Source organism: Frondihabitans sp. Leaf304, assembly GCF_001423105.1.
Classification (GTDB): domain Bacteria; phylum Actinomycetota; class Actinomycetes; order Actinomycetales; family Microbacteriaceae; genus Frondihabitans.
The window spans coordinates 1,191,200-1,205,341 of record NZ_LMNV01000002.1; the positions used below are offsets into that span (position 1 = coordinate 1,191,200).

General features: G+C 66.9%; 10 protein-coding genes and 1 tRNA gene. 5 read left to right on the forward strand and 6 right to left on the reverse strand.

Annotation, left to right across the window (positions count from 1 at the left end):
• Nucleotides 1-23 precede the first annotated feature (23 nt).
• From ASF54_RS05300 to ASF54_RS05320, 5 genes are all read left to right on the forward strand, one after another.
• Complete coding sequence (locus ASF54_RS05300; protein WP_084815962.1) at nucleotides 24-2,597, forward strand: transglycosylase domain-containing protein; 2,574 nt, start codon at nucleotides 24-26, stop codon at nucleotides 2,595-2,597.
• The gene (locus ASF54_RS05305; protein ID WP_442855782.1) at nucleotides 2,588-3,553 is read left to right on the forward strand and encodes a metallophosphoesterase; all 966 of its coding nucleotides are present in this window, start codon (nucleotides 2,588-2,590) and stop codon (nucleotides 3,551-3,553) included. Before ASF54_RS05300 ends, ASF54_RS05305 begins: the two co-directional genes overlap by 10 nt.
• Before the next feature lie 52 nt (nucleotides 3,554-3,605).
• Nucleotides 3,606-3,679 (forward strand) — tRNA-Pro (locus ASF54_RS05310).
• A 334-nt stretch (nucleotides 3,680-4,013) separates the two neighbouring features.
• Nucleotides 4,014-6,056, forward strand: a complete 2,043-nt coding sequence (locus ASF54_RS05315; protein WP_055959558.1) for an Ig-like domain-containing protein — start codon at nucleotides 4,014-4,016, stop codon at nucleotides 6,054-6,056.
• 79 nt (nucleotides 6,057-6,135) lie between these two features.
• On the forward strand, nucleotides 6,136-7,188 hold the full coding sequence (locus ASF54_RS05320) for a DUF4333 domain-containing protein (protein ID WP_162237123.1): 1,053 nt from the start codon (nucleotides 6,136-6,138) through the stop codon (nucleotides 7,186-7,188).
• Nucleotides 7,189-7,199: 11 nt separating this feature from the next.
• Here ASF54_RS05320 and ASF54_RS05325 read toward each other — a convergent pair whose 3' ends face one another.
• From ASF54_RS05325 to ASF54_RS05350, 6 genes are all read right to left on the reverse strand, one after another.
• Nucleotides 7,200-7,820: a thymidine kinase gene (locus ASF54_RS05325; protein WP_055959561.1), complete on the reverse strand. Its 621-nt coding sequence runs from the start codon at nucleotides 7,818-7,820 to the stop codon at nucleotides 7,200-7,202.
• A 19-nt stretch (nucleotides 7,821-7,839) separates the two neighbouring features.
• Nucleotides 7,840-8,583: a response regulator transcription factor gene (locus ASF54_RS05330; protein ID WP_084815965.1), complete on the reverse strand. Its 744-nt coding sequence runs from the start codon at nucleotides 8,581-8,583 to the stop codon at nucleotides 7,840-7,842.
• Nucleotides 8,570-9,715 carry a hypothetical protein gene (locus ASF54_RS05335; protein ID WP_055959563.1) on the reverse strand — a complete coding sequence of 382 codons (1,146 nt, stop codon included), beginning with the start codon at nucleotides 9,713-9,715 and terminating at the stop codon, nucleotides 8,570-8,572. The genes ASF54_RS05330 and ASF54_RS05335 overlap by 14 nt, the downstream gene beginning before the upstream one ends.
• On the reverse strand, nucleotides 9,712-10,965 hold the full coding sequence (locus tag ASF54_RS05340; protein WP_055959565.1) for a sensor histidine kinase: 1,254 nt from the start codon (nucleotides 10,963-10,965) through the stop codon (nucleotides 9,712-9,714). The genes ASF54_RS05335 and ASF54_RS05340 overlap by 4 nt, the downstream gene beginning before the upstream one ends.
• Before the next feature lie 458 nt (nucleotides 10,966-11,423).
• Nucleotides 11,424-12,905, reverse strand: a complete 1,482-nt coding sequence (locus tag ASF54_RS05345; protein ID WP_084815966.1) for a malate:quinone oxidoreductase — start codon at nucleotides 12,903-12,905, stop codon at nucleotides 11,424-11,426.
• 10 nt (nucleotides 12,906-12,915) lie between these two features.
• The gene (locus ASF54_RS05350) at nucleotides 12,916-13,974 is read right to left on the reverse strand and encodes an aspartate-semialdehyde dehydrogenase (protein ID WP_055959569.1); all 1,059 of its coding nucleotides are present in this window, start codon (nucleotides 13,972-13,974) and stop codon (nucleotides 12,916-12,918) included.
• Nucleotides 13,975-14,142 lie beyond the last annotated feature (168 nt).

Here is a 14,142-nt window from a genome sequence, read left to right on the forward strand (position 1 = left end):
TATGAATCACTTACCCTGATCTTATGTCTGCCCAAAAAAAGAGGCCTACCTCCGTGGTCGGCGCCCTGTTCGGCTTCGTCGGATTCAGCGCCCTCGCCGGTCTCCTCGTCACGATCGGTGTGACCCCGGCTCTCGCCGTCTCGAGTGTGACCGCATCGTCGTCGATCGGTATTTTCGAAGGCCTCCCCGAATTCATCTCGATCGGGCAGCTCCAGCAGCGCAACACGCTGTACGGCAAGTCGAACGGCCACCAGGTGCCGTTCGCGACCGTCTACTCCCAGAACCGGGTCAACCTCACCTGGGATCAGGTCTCGATCAACCTCAAGCACGCGGTCGTCGCCGGTGAAGACCGTCGTTTTTACCAGCACGGCGGCGTCGACCTGACCAGCATCGTGCGCGCCGGCGTCGGCTCGGTTGCGGGGGGCCTCGGCGACAGCGGCGGTGGCTCGACGCTGACAATGCAGCTCGTTCGCAACATCCGTCTCGCGGAGGCGCAAGACATCAAGGACCCGAAGAAGCAGGCCGCTGCTATCAAGGATGCCAAAGAGGTGACCGTCTCGCGCAAGCTGCAAGAGATGAAGTTCGCCATCGGCCTCGAGAAGAAATACACCAAAGACCAGATCCTCCTGGCTTACCTCAACATCGCCTACTTCGGCGACGCCACCTACGGTGTGCAGGCAGCGGCTCAGCACTACTACGACAAGAGCGCGAAAGACCTCTCGCCGACCGAGGCCGCGAGCCTCATCGCGATCGTGCAGTACCCCGAGAGTCGTGACCTGTCGACGCCGAAGAACTACAAGAACAACGTCGCTCGCCGCAACGTGATCCTGAAGGCCATGAACGCTCAGGGCTACATCTCGGACGCCGTGCTCAAAGCCGGCCTCGCGAAGAAGGTCGGCACCTCCGTCCACCTCACCCCGGCCGTCCAGGGCTGTGCGGCTGTCACGGCCGGCGGGGCCCAGCAGTTCTGCGACTACGTGACTTCTCCCGACATGATCAAGTCGTATGCCTTCCTCGGCTCCACCGCGGACAAGCGCGAAGCCGCCTGGAAGACCGGCGGCTACAAGGTCTTCACCACTATCAACCTCGACCTCACGGCGAATGCCAAGGGCAAGATCGACCAGTACGCCCCGGCGACCGAGACCCGGTTCCCGCTCGGCGGCGTGGTCGACTCGGTCGAGCCGGGCACGGGCCGAGTCATCGTGATGACGCAGAACAAAAACCTGACGACCGACAACAAGGCGTCGACGACCGGGCCCACCACCTATCTCAACTACTCGGTCGACGATAAGTACGGCGCCTCGAAGGGGTTCCAGGTCGGTTCGACCTACAAGCCGTTCACCCTCATCGACTGGCTCGACAAGGGTCACGGCCTCAACGAGCTCGTCAACGCCACCCCGCGCCCGTTCCCGACGATGACCATCGACGGGGCGCAGCAATCAACGGTGACGGGCGATTCCCCCGCTGGCTACACGCCGAAAAACGACGAGGGGTACATCTCCGGCTACATGACGGTTGCCCGGGCGACCGCGGCCTCGGTCAACGTCGCGTACGCCGACATGGCCCAGCAGCTCGACCTCGCCGACATCAAGAACGTGGCGCAGAGCCTCGGCGTTCACCGTGCTGACGGGACGCCGTTGCAGGACAACTTCTCATCGTTCCTCGGCACGAACGAGATCGCGCCTCTGACCATGGCGACGGCCTACGCCGGAATCGCAAACAAGGGCGTCTTCTGCGAGTCCATCGTCGTCGACAAGGTGCGGGCTCCGAACGGCAAGACCATCGCGGGGCAGCCCAAGAGCTGCAAGCAGGCCATCGACCCCGATGTAGCCGCGACCGCGATTCAGGCGCTCCAGGGTGTCTTCCAGGCCGGCGGAACCGCGAGTGGCGCTCTGCCCGACTCCCAGCCGACCTTCGGCAAGACGGGTACCACCAACGATGCCGACCAGATCTGGCTCAACGGCTCGACCACCGCGCTCACCACGGTTACCTGGATGGGCGACACTTCGGGAAACCACAACAGCCTCAGGCAGTATGCCGGACCCTCCGGCCAGCTCTACTCGCTGAGCCGAACCAACCTCTTCCGCGAGATCGAGGCGGTCAACAACACGGTCTACTCCGGCACGGCCTTCCCGACGCCCACGGGCAATCTCGTCCAGGGCACCGGCGTCAACGTGCCCACCGTGACGGGCTCCGACGTCGACTCGGCGAAGAACCTCCTGAGCGGCGTGGGTCTCACCTACGTCGACGGCGGGTCGCAAGAGTCCGATCTGCCCGCCGGCCAGGTGACTGCGACCAACCCCACCGCTGGCAGCCTCGTCCCCGACGGCTCGTCGGTGACCGTGTACACCAGCGACGGCTCGAAGTCGGCCGAGGTTCCCTCGGTCTCGGGCAAGAGCTACGGAGACGCGGCGAACGATCTCAAAGACGCCGGTTTCACGAACGTCTCGGTCAAGTACACCCAGGGCGACGACGACCAGAAGTGCGACGTCATCTCGTCCGATCCGGGTGACGGAACCTCCGCATCCAAAGACACGACCATCACACTGACCGTGAACGGCGGCAAAGACGGTCGTGACCCCGGGAACTGCTCGTGACGTCCCGCCGCGCCGCCGACGTAGCCCTGGCCGCGTCGACGGCGGCGGCGGTCGCCTCGGCCGGCGCCTTCGCCTACGGTGCGCTCGTCGAACGCAACCGCTTCACCGTGCGTCGCGAGCACCTGGCGATCCTTCCCGCAGGATCCCGGCCGCTCACGATCCTGCACCTCTCCGACATCCATCTGGCTCCGTGGCAGACGGCGAAACAGGAGTGGATCCGCTCTCTCGCCGTGTTCGAGCCCGACCTCGTCGTCAACACCGGAGACAACCTGGGGCACGACGACGCGTACGACGCCATCGAATACACCCTCGAGCCGTTCCGCGGCATCCCGGGTGTCTTCGTCCACGGTTCCAACGACTACGTCGCGCCCCGGTTCAAGAGCCCCTTCACCTACTTCAGCGGCCCGAGCAAGGCGCACCGCGCCCCCGACGATCTCGACAACGCCCGGCTCACGTCGTTCTTCGAGTCGCTCGGCTGGCTCGACCTCAACAACACCGCTCGCGCGCTCGAAATCCGAGGATCCCGCCTCGAACTCTTCGGGGTCAACGACGCCCACCGGCAGTGGGCTCGCCTCGACAAGATCCCCGAGGCACTCGACGAGCTTCGCGAGAACGTCGGCTGGCAAGACGAAGACGGCCCCGAATCGGTCAGCATCGCGCTCACCCACGCCCCCTACCAGCAGGTGCTGAACTCGTTCGTGACCAATGGCGCACAGCTCATCTTCGGCGGACACACCCACGGGGGCCAGGTCTGCGTACCCGGCTACGGCGCCCTCGTCACCAACTGCGACATCCCCCGCAAGCAGGTCTCCGGCCTCAGCACGTGGACGCACGCTTTCAAGAGCGCGCACCTCGAAGTCTCGGCCGGGCTCGGCACTTCGATCTACGCGCCGTTCCGGTTCGCCTGCCGCCCCGAGGCCGTGCTCGTGACACTGACCGCCTCGAACATGGGCTAATGTAGTGGAGTCGCAATCGCGGGTTTAGGCCCATGATCGTGGCATCACACCTCGGGGTGTGGCGCAGCTTGGTAGCGCGCCTCGTTCGGGACGAGGAGGTCGTGGGTTCGAATCCCGCTACCCCGACACGAAAAATGGCTACTCCCTTCGGGAGTGGCCATTTTTCGTTGTGCTCATGGGCCCGCCCTCCGGGCGGCGCGAAATGGCTACTCCCTACGGGGCTGGCCACTTTTGCTTTGTGCTTTCTGGCCCGGTGCGCTGCCGAATTCGAAGGAGAAACGTGGGGGCGACCCCGTCGGATCCTGATGTTTTGGGTTGCGAAGTGCCGGATCTCCTTCAAATTCGGAGCCACGACACGAGAAGCAGTAGCACGTGACCACTACGGGGACTCGTGAGAACGACCGTTCTCTGTTTTGATCGTTGTGGGGAAAGACCCCGATGACCACGAGGATCCCCAGTGATGAAACCCCGGCCGGCAGCGCTTCGCGCTGCCCTGACCACCCTGACCGCCGCCGCGATACTCGCGAGCGTGCTAACAACCGGACCCACCGCGGCCACCGCCGCTGAGGTCCCCCAGCCACAGACGGCCGCCGCCGCTCCGACCACGGCCGACCTCTCCGGCGACATGATCGCCGTGCCGCCCGCCGTCTCTACCCCCTCCCCCCGACGAAGCACCGGCGCGACCACGCAGTCCGAATCCACGCAGTCCGAGTCGGTCCAGTCCGAGTCGGCGCAGTCCCAGTCAGCTCAGGCAGCGTCCACGGTCAGCGTCGAGAAGATCTACGTCAGCCGAGCTGCGGCCACGACCACGACGGCCGACGACTCCTCGAGCCTCAAGCTCGACGACGCCTCGATCAAGGCCGCCGTCTCGTCGCTCCACGACTACTGGTGGGAGCAGTCGTCGCACACCGTCGACATCCAGCTCGCCGGAATCGAGAACGACTCGCTCGCCCAGAAGACCTGTGACGCCAACACCACCCTCAACGGCGTCTCAGCCAAGGCGTTCGGCGGCTCGTTCGCCAACTTCTCCTGGATCAACACGCACCGCCATCTCCTCGTGCTCAGCCGCGAGGCCTGCGGCACCGTGGCCTTCGGCACCCTGGGCGGCAACGGCGGTCTGATCTTCAGCGGTTACGGCACGGAGCAGTCGCTGGCCGTCCCGATCCTCCTGCACGAGTTCGGCCACAACCTCGGCTTCCAGCACGCCAACGCCGGTTTCTGCCGCAGCGCCAAGGTCTTCGACGGAACCGACGACGACTTCTCCCTCGTACCCGCGAACACGACCACGAGCGTCCAGTGCCCCGTCCGCGAGTACGGCGACTACGCCGACATCATGGGCTACTCCTTGAACGGTGCCAGGCCCGGGCTCTCGAGCCTGCAGCGCTCCCTCGCCGGCTACATCACCGATGTGACCGACGACAGCGCGGTTGGCACCAGGAGCTTCACCATCAAGCCGCTTTCCGGTAGCGCCTCGGGCCGCTCGCTCCGCATCGTCGACCCGGTCAGCAAGGCCGTCTACTACGTGGAGTACCGCACCAAGACCGGTGCCGACGCGTCGAATGCCGAGTTCGCGGGCTACCGACAGAACTGCGAGTCGATCACGGGCGGGTTCACGCTGTGCGCGCTCGGAAGTAGCGCCACGAGCGGCAGCGTCAGGATCCTGCGCACCCTCCCCAACTCGAACGACTCGCGCACCTACCCCGCCACCGTCGTGCTCGCCGCTGGGCTCGACTCGAAGAACGACCCCACGCGCCGCGACACCCACCTCGACAAGGGCGAGAGCTTCACCGACTACGGCAGCGGCTTATCGCTCAAGGTCACCTCGCTCAACCCGTCGTCCGGGGCGGTCGTGTCGGTCCGTCTCGGGACGGCCCCGACCTTCTCGGCCAAGAAGCCGGCCACCGCGGCGACCACCACGACCCTGAAGGTCAACCGAGCCACGCAGGCCTACGGCTCGTCGACCCGCATCACTGCGACTGCCACGGTCTCGGCTCGCGAGGGCGGCATTCCCAACGGCACGCTGACCCTCAAGCGCGGCGGAACCACCGTCTCGAAGGGCGCTGTGCCGAAGAATGGCGCCGTCGCGTACACACTGCCGAAGACACTCGCTGCCGGCTCGTACGCGCTCAAGGCAACGTATGCGCCGACGTCGGAGGCCTTCGCGGCGTCGACATCGTCGACCGTCAAGGTGGCAGTGACGAAAGCGAAGTCGACGACGCGCTCCTCGCTGTCGCACACGAAGATCGCCCGCAGTGGCACGCCCCTGGTGGCCGTCGCCGTCAGCGCCCCGGGTGTTACAGCACCGACTGGAACCGTGACCGTGTCGGCCAACGGCAAGGTCGTCAAGCGCTACTCCCTGACGAGCGCGAAGAAGGGTCGCGTGACGCTGTCGCTGCCCAAGTTCGCCACGGCGAAGAAGTACACGATCACGACGAGCTTCAGTGGGTCGACCTCGACGGCGTCGAGCAAGGCCTCGGCCGGCACCCTGACCGTCACGAAGTAGCCGCGTGACCCGCTTGGGGGCTCCCCCGGCTGTGATGCCCTGCCTAGGCTGTGATCGCGACTTATCAGGGGAGAATCGCGTGACCGACACCACCACCAGGGCGCCCGTTTCGGGCTGGTACGTCGACCCCTCGGGCCGGGCGCCGTACCGCTGGTGGAGTGGAGAGAACTGGACGACCGAGACGCTCGAAAGCCTCCCATCCGAGGCGTTCGTCGACTGCAGCGAGGCCGCTCTCCCCACCCGGCGCAGTCTCCGCGGGGCACGTCCGGTCGGAGGAGCCCCTGCATCCGGCGTGACAGCGACCTCGCCCACCGCTCCCCCCTGCCCACCGGCGAGTAATCGCACGCAGTCCACTTACGTGCCGGTGAACCCTCTGGCGCACGATAACGCCCACCACGGCTCTGCCTCGCCGGCGACTGCCCGCTGGTCGACGCCCGCAGCCTGGATCGCCAACGCCCCGCAGCAGCCCGATCACGCCGTGTACGGCACCGGGGTGCCCTTCGCCCGTCAGCAGCGGCGAGTGCCGCTCGTGCGGGCGATCAACCGCCCTGCGCGAAACGGGTTCGCGCTGGGAATCCTCAGCACCCTCATCCTGATCGGCGTGGTCGGCGCCACGGTCGTGACCGGCCGGCTCTACACCGTCTGGTCGCTCTGGACCGTCGTCGGTCTCATCTGCAGCATCGTCGGCATCGTCCGCGCGAACGGGTGGGAGGCCCGAGGGCTGGTGCCGATCGGACGTGCGCGCGCCGTCGCGGGGCTCGTGCTCTGTGCGGTGTCACTGCTCGGCCAGACGACGGAGACGGCGCTGGCCGTGGCCGGCAGTTACGGGCCCGTGGCGGTGCGCCCCGCGGGGGCTGCCGGATCCTCGGCCCCTGACCGGGCGCCCGTGATCGGAATCCCACAGCCCGACGGAGCACTTGTCTACTCGCGGACCCAGGCCCAGTCGTCGATCGCCGCCGCCTACACGTCGGCCCTGAAGTCAGAACCGGCCCGGGTGGCGTGCCCCGCCTCCGAGGCTCTTGCCGTGAGCGTGTCGTTCAGCTGCCGAGTGGTCGTCGCGGGTGGAACTGCGACGACGGCGCACGTGACGATCGTTGACTCCGCCGGGCACGCCGAGATCCAGGTCAGCTAGACCGGTGCCACCTAGGCCAGCGCGCCGCCCGACTCGTCGAGGTAGCAGGCCCCGCACAGCGCCTCGTAGGTGACCTTCTCGCCGTCGATCGCGACCTGCTCGCCGTCGAACACGTAGCGGCCGTCGAACAGACGCGCGTTGAAGATCGCCTTGCGGCCGCACCGGCAGATCGTCTTGAGCTCTTCGAGCGAGTGGGCTACCTCGAACAGCCGCGCAGCCCCCTCGAACGCGTGCGTGCGGAAGTCGGTGCGGATGCCGTAGGCCAGTACGGGAATGTCGTCGCGGACGGCGATCCGCAGCAGGGAGTCGACCTGGGGTGCCGAGAGGAACTGAGCCTCGTCGACGAGGAGGCAGGCGACGTCGCGGCTGGATCCTTCGGTGCCGGTCTCAGCGACCACGGCCCGACGGGCGGCCGCGAACGTCTCGGCGAGGTCGTCGCCCGGGCGCACCAGGAAGTCGGTCGTGCGGGTCACGCCGAGCCGGGAGACGATCTGGTCGTCGCCCTTGGTGTCGGTGTCGGGCTTCGCGAGGAGCACCCGCTGGTGGCGCTCTTCGTAGTTGTAAGCGGCCTGGAGCAGCGACGTGCTTTTGCCGGAGTTCATCGCGCCATACCGGAAGTAGAGTTTCGCCACCCCGAGAGGTTACAGCGCCCTACTGCAGGTAGCCGTCTTCGGCCGCGCGGCGGATCAGCTCGGCCTTCTTCGAGGCCGGACGGTTCGCTTTGGCGTACTTCTCGCGCACGCGACGCAGGTACGTCTTGGCGGTCTCGTACTGCACGTTCATCTGCTGCGCGACCTCGTTCGTCGAGAAGCCCGAGACGTAGAGGCGGAAGGCCTCGGCCTCGCCCGCGCTGAGCTTGGGGCGGCTCTGGTTGGCCGCACCGACGGGCAGCGGGCGCCAGTCGCGCTGGGGAGCGCTGTCGCGGGCCACACCCATCACCTGGCGAGCGGCATCCATCACCTCGCGCATGGGCAGGGCCTTCGAGAGGAAGGCCGAGGCGCCGGCGTCGAGGGCCCGCTCACGCGACTCTCGCGTGTCGAGGCTCGAGAGCACGACGACCTTGGCACCGGCGGCGCGGCAGGTGCGAACGCGCGCCTCAATCGACACCGGCTCTTTGAGCTGGAAGTCGAGGAACACCAGGTCGGTCGGGAAGTTGTCGCTGTGCACCAGCTGCAGCCAGGTGTGCGCGGTGAGCACGAGGTCGAAGTCGTAGGCGTTCACGTTGATCCAGCTCGACAGACTGTCGAGGAGGACCTCGTGGTCGTCGAGGATCGCCAGACGAACGCGACGCTGAGACGGGGCATCGGGAGTGAGGGAGTTCCAGGAAGCGACCGGGACGGGCCGCGCCGAAGCCGACCGGAGAGTGTTGCTACCGTTCGAATCAGTGCTGGTCATAAGAAAACCTTAGTGTCAGGAGGGAGCCGTTCACGTCGACATGGAGGTCGGCGAAAAGGATGCGGAGGACGGCGAAATAGGGGGCGTAGCGCTGCCGGATGGCAACGTCGGGCGAGGTGCTCTCGATGCGGAGAAGTGCCCGGACAACCGGGTCGTCGTCGTGAAGCACGACGCTAAGACTGGAGGTGCGGGTGCTGGCGTCGACGGCGAGCGCACTCACGATGGCTCGGATCGCCGTGCGCTGATCGCCGGTCATGTGGACTGCCAGCTGCGACCGGTCGAGCACCGTGCCCACCTCGCCCCGCGGGCTGACGTCGAGCATGGCCTGCTCGAGCCAGGAGCGGTCGGCGTCGTCGACGATGCGACGCCGAATCACAGTGGCGACCTCGCCCGCGCGGCGACTGTCGTCGGCGGTGATCTCTCCGCTCTCGACGAGCTGCGAGAAAAACGGCACGACGTCGCGGTTCAGTCCGGTCACGCGATCCTGCTGCACCGAGCGGGCGATCCCGGGGCGGAGCGACGAGGCATCCTCGTCGTTTAGCGTGGTGGCACGGGCCATCCACGCTCGCACCTGGAACACGAACGACGACGAGTAGGCGGCCGCCCCCACTCCCAGCGCCGAGAGCGGTGTGACCCCGATGGCGAGGTAGGCCAGCAGGGGCGCGGGAGTTTCGAAGTACGGCACCTCGAATGCGACGACAACGGCAGCGACCAAGGATCCGACACTGGTCGCCACGACGAGGTCGCGCGCCGGTCGATAGGGTGCGCACGAGAGCAGCAAGAGCCCGACGGCCGTCGGCCCCCAGTCGTCGCGGATCAACCCGTCAGAACCCGCTGACGCGAGCGCTTCGGCGACCATCGCACCGATGGCGAGAACGACGAGCGCGATGAAGTGCGACCGCCGCAACGGGGCGCGCATGCTGCTCGAGCCGACTGCGACGATGACGATCGCCCCGGCGAGGAACACGAGTGCGAGCACGGTGAGAGCGTGGTCGACGTTCGCATCACTCAGGAACAGCGTTCGCCACAGGGCGAGGGCGCCGGCGAAGAACGCGAGACCGAGCGGAATGGGTCGCAGCTTCAGAGCGCCGAGCGGATCGATCTGCTGGGCGGTGTCTTCTCGGGCGCTCACGCGGCGTCTTCCGCGTCGGTCTGCTGCCTGTCGGCCTGCTGCGTGTCGGCCTGCTGCGCGTCGGCCGGCTGCGCGTCGGCTGGCAGTCCGATCATGACCGAGGTGCCGCTGCCGGGTGACGACCAGATCTGCACGGTGCCGCCGACGCGCTCGATGCGGGCCCTGACGGAGTTGCGCACGCCGAGACGGTCTCGCGGGGTCTCGCTCTCGGTGAAGCCCACGCCGTTATCGATCACCATGATCGAGACGTCGGGGCCGGCGCCGAGAATCACCAGCTCCGCCTCGGTCGTGCCGGAGTGCCGGAGTACGTTCGCGAAGCACTGGGTCACGGCCAGGGCGAGCGCCTTTGCCCGCTCGGCGGTGAGCCTCGTCAGAGCGGCGACGTCGCCCGTCACCGTCACGTCGAGGCCCTGGTCTTCGGCACGGATGACGGCCGCCCCCAGCGGTGAGGTCTCCCACTCGTCGAACGTGCTGTCTCGGGAGTCAGCCTGCTCCAGCCACTCCTGCCCGATGAGCACCTGCAGGTCGCGCTCCATCGCCCCGCGAAGCTCAGGGTCGAGTCGCCCGGGCTCGCTCAGCGACAGCGCCGCGAGATGGCTGAGGACGGTGTCGTGCACGAGCGCGGAGGCCTGCTGCTCGATCTCGAACCGCATGACCGACACCTGCTCTTCGCGTGCGGCCCGGTGGAGGTTCGGCTGCAGGCGCGAGGCCCGTTCGCGAGCGACCAAGGATCCGCCCATCGTGGCAACGATCAAGAGGAAGCACAGCAGCGCCGCCACATCGACCCGGTGAGCAGACCCCGTCTGGAACGACGCGACCTGCGTCGCCACCTCCCCGAGCACGAGACCGACCGTGGCCCAGAGCGGGCCGCGGCGAGCGGAGAGCCCCGATCCTCCGACCAGAATGAGCGCGAGCTTGGGGAGCGAGACCGTGAACGCATCAGAAGAGTCGACGCTGGCGATCTGCGAGAGGACGGTGATGGCATAGACGTAGACCGAGGCACCCCCGACGACGAGGTACGCCACGGTCGTAAGGGTCGACCGGACCCGCTCGACCAGAACGAGCAGCAGGAGCATCGGCACCAGCGCAATGAGAGCGGGCCAGAGGATCAGGGCCGGACGCGCGAACTGGAGCGTGATGAGCAGGACCGTGGCAGCTACGAGAAGGACCGTCGCGATCGCGTGACAGGCTCGTGCGATGGCCCGTGCCGAGCTTTGAGGAGCGAGGTGGGTCGGGAGGCCGAGCAGCACGCATCCTCCTTCTCTCAAGGCATCGCAGCCGCCGAGGGGTGCCGGGGGCTACTCGAAGTATGGCAAACCCGGCGCCTCCCTGTGTACCCCGGTTTCAGGGGACAGAGGCGAAAGTGATTGTCGCCTGCCTGGGATTTGTGCCCCGAACGCGGTCCAGGGGTGCCCGCACGGGCCCGCCAGAGGCACAGTCGCTCGACATCTGGGCTCAAAACCTCGCTCCGGGAGGCGGCACCTTGCTGACGGCGTTTTGCGCGGCGTCAAATTTGACCGATTTCGAAGCGCACCCGCATTTCGATTCGCGTCAAATGTGACCGCGCGCAAAACGTCTCTGCGAAGAAGTGGCCCCCGGCGCGCACGACCCAACCTGGCCGGGCGCGCGCGACCCAACCTCGCCAGACGGGCCGGAGACCGAGGCTTTCGCCTACGCCGAAGGGACCCCGGCGTCGGGGTGATCGGGCTTAGGCGTGGATCCTGAGAGTTTCCGCCGTGGCATGCATGGTCGCCGCCGCCTTCTGCTCGTCGACTGCAAGCAACTCGCCGACCGTCGGGATCATGCGCTTGAGCTTGGGAGCCCACTCGTCTTTCTTCGCCGGGAAGCAACGCTCGAGCACGTCGAGCATGATCGGGACTGCGGTAGAGGCACCCGGCGACGCACCGAGGAGGCCCGCGATCGAGCCGTCGGCCGCCGCGACGACCTCGGTTCCGAACTGCAGCACCCCGCCCTTCTTGGCGTCTTTCTTGATGACCTGGACGCGCTGACCGGCGGTGATGCGATACCAGTCTTTCGGGTCGGCGTTCGGCATGAACTCGAGAAGGGCCTCGAACTTGGTTCGCTTGGAGGCGGCGAGCTGGCTCACGAGGTACTTGATGAGGTCGAAGTTCGCAAGGCCGACCCGGATCATTGGGTAGAGGTTGTGCAGGCGGATCGACTTGAACAGGTCGAGATACGAGCCGCTCTTGAGGAACTTCGGGCTGAACCCCGCGTAGGGCCCGAACATGAGGCTCGCCTCGCCGTCGACGACTCGGGTGTCGAGGTGGGGCACCGACATGGGCGGGGCGCCGACCGACGCCTTGCCGTACACCTTCGCCTGGTGGGTGGCCACGACCTCGGGGTTGTCGGTGCGAAGGAACTCCCCCGACACCGGAAAACCGCCGAATCCTCGAATCTCGCGAATGCCCGACTTTTGCAGGAGCCCGAGAGCGCCGCCGCCGGCACCCACGAAAACGAACCTCGCACGAACCTCGATGGGCTCGTTGGTCGCGCCGCGGTTGAGGGCGATGGTCCAGGTGCGGTCGCGATTCTTGGTCAGGTTCGTGACCCGGTGCCCGAGCGACAGCCCGGCGCCGTTTCTCGTGAGGTAGTCGAGCAGCTCACGCGTGAGGGAGCCGAAATCGACGTCGGTGCCCGCGAGAATGTGCGTCGCGGCGATCGGCTGCCCCGCGGCGCGGCCGGGAATGAGCGACGGCGCCCACTTGGCGATCGTCTCCGGGTCGTCGCTGAACTCCATGCCCTTGAAGAGCGGGTGGCCGTCGAGAGCCACGTGCCGTTTGCGGAGGTACTCGACGTTGGCTGCGCCCCAGACGAAGCTCATGTGTGGCGTCTCGTTGATGAAGTGATCCGGCTCGGGCAGCGCGCCCTCGCCAATCAGGAACGACCAGAACTGGCGCGAGACCTGAAACTGCTCGTTGACCTTGACGGCACTCGAGATCTCGATCGAGCCGTCGGCCTTCTGCGGGGTGTAGTTCAGCTCGCACAGAGCGGAGTGGCCGGTGCCCGCGTTGTTCCACGGGTTGCTGCTCTCCTGCGCGACGTCGTTCAGCGCCTCGTAGATCTCGATCGACCAGTCGGGCTGGAGCTGCTTCAGCAGCGCCCCCAGGGTCGCAGACATTATTCCGCCGCCGATGAGGGCGACGTCGATGGGCTCCGTTGCAACAGTCACGACGCCGATTCTAAGCCGTCGCGCTCGCTCGTCTCTCAGCCACGATCTCGGCGATCTGCACGGCGTTCAACGCGGCCCCCTTGCGCAGGTTGTCGTTCGAGATGAACAGGGCCAGGCCGCGGTTGCCCGGCGCCCCCTCGTCGTGGCGGATGCGCCCAACGAAACTCGGATCTTGCCCGGCAGCCTGGAGCGGCGTCGGCACATCGGTGAGAACGACACCCGGCGCAGACGAGAGGATCTCGGTGGCCCGCTCGGGCGTGATGTCGCGAGCGAACTCGACGTTGATCGACAGCGAGTGTCCGGTGAACACGGGAACGCGCACGCAGGTGCCGCTGACGCGCAGGTCGGGAAGCTCGAGGATCTTGCGGCTCTCGTTGCGGAGCTTCTTCTCTTCGTCGGTCTCGTTCAGGCCGTCGTCGACGAGGTTGCCGGCGAACGGGATCACGTCGAACGCGATCGGTGCGACGTACTTGACCGGCTCGGGGAAGTTCACGGCCGAACCGTCTTGCACGAGGCCGATCGTGTCTTGCGCGACAGCCGCGGTCACCTGCGACAGCAGCTCTTCGGCTCCGGCGAGGCCCGACCCGGAGACCGCCTGATAGGTGCTGACGGTCAGGCGTTCGAGGCCCGCTTCGGCGTCGAGCACCTTGAGCACCGGCATGGCCGCCATGGTCGTGCAGTTCGGGTTGGCGACGATGCCCTTGACGGCCTCGTCGATCGCGTGCGGATTGACCTCGCTCACGACCAGGGGAACGTCAGGATCCATGCGCCACGCACTCGAATTGTCGATGACGAGCACTCCGGCGTCGGCGAACCGCGGCCCGTGCTTCTTCGACCCCGTAGCACCGGCCGAGAACAGAGCGATGTCGAGGCCGGACGGATCGGCCGACTCGATATCTTCGACGACGACCTCTTCGCCGCGGAACGGCAACGTCGTGCCGGCCGAGCGCGACGTCGCGAAGAAACGGATCTCGGCGATCGGGAACTCGCGCTCCTCGAGCAGGCGGCGCATCACGGCGCCCACTTGGCCGGTTGCGCCGACAACGCCTACGCGGAGTCCTTCAGCCATGGGTTCGTCTCTTTCGTGTCGTAGAGCGGGGTGTCGGGGGGTGTCGTGTCGCCGGGTATCTCGGGGTGCCGGGGTGCTGCGGGGTGCCGTCTCGCGGGGCGTCGTGCGTGTGGATGCCCGGTGTCGAGTCGCGTGGTGTCTGCTCGCTGAACCCCGTGGGATCCTTAT

Excerpts from the sequence above, each read along its gene's own strand:
- ASF54_RS05300 (WP_084815962.1), top strand. The coding sequence starts at position 24 with ATGTCTGCCCAAAAAAAGAGGCCTACCTCCGTGGTCGGCGCCCTGTTC.
- ASF54_RS05315 (WP_055959558.1), top strand. The coding sequence starts at position 4,014 with ATGAAACCCCGGCCGGCAGCGCTTCGCGCTGCCCTGACCACCCTGACC.
- ASF54_RS05330 (WP_084815965.1), bottom strand. The coding sequence starts at position 8,583 with ATGACCAGCACTGATTCGAACGGTAGCAACACTCTCCGGTCGGCTTCG.
- ASF54_RS05350 (WP_055959569.1), bottom strand. The coding sequence starts at position 13,974 with ATGGCTGAAGGACTCCGCGTAGGCGTTGTCGGCGCAACCGGCCAAGTG.